This window comes from Paenibacillus sp. 01T422, assembly GCF_056398785.1.
On record NZ_JBFTQB010000820.1, the window covers coordinates 1 to 2988 of the forward strand.

Sequence of the window (2988 nt, forward strand, 5' to 3'; positions counted from 1 at the left end):
ACTCACGGCTGATTACTTGGGTTCGCGAGGCGGCGAGCAAAGCGGTAATCGTGCTTTCAGTATGTACCGGGGCTCTATTGCTGGCGAAATCCGGTTTGTTGGAGGGACTTCGAGTGACTACGAATCGGAAAGCTTACGACCTTCTTCGCGGGATGGTTTCACCAGATACAACGGTTGTTGAGAATGTTCGCTATGTCGATAATGGCAGGATCGTCATGTCCGGCGGTGTAACTGCTGGGTTCGATGCGGCCTTACATGTCGTGGCAAGGTTGTCCGGCGAAACAATGGCGAAGGAAACGGCTGCATTGTTGGAATACCGTTGGCAGGGTATGCTGGAGATGCGAAGAGCGGAGCAGGAAGATGTGGAAGCGATACGTGGACTTTTGGTCAATGCGGCACGGTGGATTGAGAGAACCCAGGGCTTCCTCCAGTGGCGTGAAGAAAGGTTTACGCATGCGTATGTGTCTGATTGGATCGAACAGTATGAGGTATTTGTGGCGCACATGGATGGTGTACCTGTCGGTTGCCTTTCTGTTCAATGGCTAGATGAGGAGATTTGGGGAAATCAGTTCCATGAAAATGCTGGCTATGTTCATCGACTGGCTGTTTCTCGGGACTATCCAGGTATGGGAATTGGTTCGCGACTGCTCAATTGGGCAGAGGACTATAGCAAAGAACATGGAAAATCCTGGCTGCGTCTAGATTGTATGGCTGGTAACTCGGCGCTTAATGGGTTTTATGTCCGTGAAGGATTCGCATTTCGTGGACGCTATGAAGCTCAAAGCTGGACAGCGCATTTGTACGAACGAAGTATTTAAACGAAAGTGAGGGAACAGTTATGTCATTAATTGAATTCGGTATTGTCGGTCGAGGGTGGAGAGCTGAATTTTATTTGCGGATTGCAAAAGCGCTTCCTGAGCATTATGCCGTCCGTGCCATGTTAGTCCGTGATGAGGAACGCGGCAGGGAGATTGAAGAAGAATGGGGTGTAAAAACCTATCGTGATATGGAATCTTTCGCTTCGAGTGTGCCACTCATGTTCGCGGTCATTTCCGTTCCTTGGGAAGCAGCGCCGGCCTGCACGCTGGAACTGGCAGAAAGGGGAATTCCGGTATTGACAGAGACACCTCCTGCTAAAGATATCCCCAGCATGATTGCCTTGTACGAGTCGCTGAGAAAGCTGAAAGGGCGCGTCCAGGTAGCCGATCAATATTTGTATCAGCCGATGCATGCCGCGCGTATTGCTTTCGTGAAGTCGGGTAAACTGGGAGACGTTTCTCAGGTGCAAGTCTCAGCCGCTCACGGCTATCATGGCATCAGTCTAATCCGTAAAATGCTTGGCATAGACTTCGAGAACGCTGTCATCAGGGGGCAGAGATTTACGTCCAATCTCGTGAAAGGCCCAGGGCGTGATGGCCCCCCTGAAAGTGAAGTGATTGGCGATTCCGTGCAGGATATCGTTACACTTCGTTTCGGAGACAAACTGGCTCTGTTTGATTTTACAGGGGATCAGTATTTTTCTTGGATTCGTAATAATCGTGTACTCGTTCGCGGTAGCCGTGGAGAATTAATGAACGAAACGTTCCGGTATTTGCGTGATTTCAGGACACCTATACAGGGCGAACTTCGAAGAGTAGATACAGGGCATAATGGTAACCTGGAAGGGTATTATAACCGAGGGATTACAGCGAATGAAGAATGGGTGTATGAAAATCCATTCATTCCTGGGCGTTTATCCGATGATGAGATCGCAATTGCTACGAGTTTGACTAAAATGGCGGAATATTTGCAGGGTGGACCGGCATGTTATGGGTTGGAAGAGGCGATGCAGGACCATTATCTGTCTATTACGATGCTTTCAGCAATTGAGTCTGGAGAAGAGCTGACGACGACGACACAACCCTGGGCATTTTAATGTGAATACATAACGAGGCTGCCGGTATAATGGCAGCCTCTATTTCGTTGAAGGAAAATGACCACGGATGCTCAATTTGGTAAAAAAGAAAACTTTGGAACAGATACCGAGTATAACCAATTATGCTGGTTAACTTGAGAATGGAGTGTGATCCAATGAGCTGGAAAAAAGCAGCTATTGCTGCTGTGGTTGGAGCACAAGTCATCATGACATGTGCTTTCGACGCATCAGCGGAAGGAGCAGCCGTTGTTTGGAAGCCCGTGCCTAGTGTACAGCCGGAATTTCAGCATGAAATGTTCCCTTCAGAGGTACCAGAATCGGGTAGAGTACCTGCCGTTATTCGGCTGCTGAGCAACGTTCCTTATTATGACAAATATGAGGATTCCGGTGGCCCACCTCAGGGCTATCTTGCTCCTCAGGAGGTGCAAGTAGTCAAGGCAGGTATGCCATGGTCGGATACGTATAATTGGTGGAAAGTGAGTACCTGGCTTGGTGATAAGTGGATCAATGTGCCTTCAAAAGCGTTGGACGTCGCTCCGCCGAAGGAAATATCACTGATGGATCATACACTTATGTACGCCAACCCGAATATGAATGCTCCATCAACGGGTTCATTGGCACCCCAGGACGTCGAAGTGGTGGCTGCAGCGAAAAGGTGGTTTGTTGCTGATAACTTCGATTACAATACGATGACATGGCTGCAGATTCATACGACCTGGCTAGGAGATCAGTGGATTCGAATCCCCCTTAATCGCATTGGAACCCTGCGAAGTATTGTGCCGGAGAAAGCCTATTTCTTGAACGAAACCAATAAGGGGGTTGGGAAGATAACCGCCGAGTTCATTTCGCCATTCAACAGCACTGGCTATCGTGTGGAGACAATGAGCGGCGTTCAATGGATGTATTACAAAGGTGCCAAGATTGAAGAATCTCAAGAATCCCTGAAGCTGGACTCGAGAACGACGCTTTTTGCACAACCGAATTCTTATGGGGAAGAGGTGACAATTCTTCAGCCTCAGAGCGTGGAGGTGTTCGAGCAAATCAACAACAATCCGTATGGCAATACACAGGAT

General features: G+C 48.7%; 2 protein-coding genes and 1 pseudogene. All 3 read left to right on the forward strand.

The annotated features are described in order from the left end of the window. On the forward strand, positions 1-818 hold an 818-nt coding region (locus AC1DUA_RS31805), incomplete at its 5' end, for a GNAT family N-acetyltransferase (protein WP_477503544.1). Between the two features lie 20 nt (positions 819-838). After that, complete coding sequence (locus tag AC1DUA_RS31810) at positions 839-1915, forward strand: Gfo/Idh/MocA family oxidoreductase (protein WP_477503545.1); 1077 nt, start codon at positions 839-841, stop codon at positions 1913-1915. Between the two features lie 155 nt (positions 1916-2070). Beyond that, positions 2071-2988: pseudogene (locus AC1DUA_RS31815) on the forward strand (hypothetical protein); the annotation flags it as partial.

What these genes read in the sequence shown, in the direction of transcription:
- AC1DUA_RS31810 (WP_477503545.1), top strand. Translation starts at nt 839, where the DNA reads ATGTCATTAATTGAATTCGGTATTGTCGGTCGAGGGTGGAGAGCTGAA.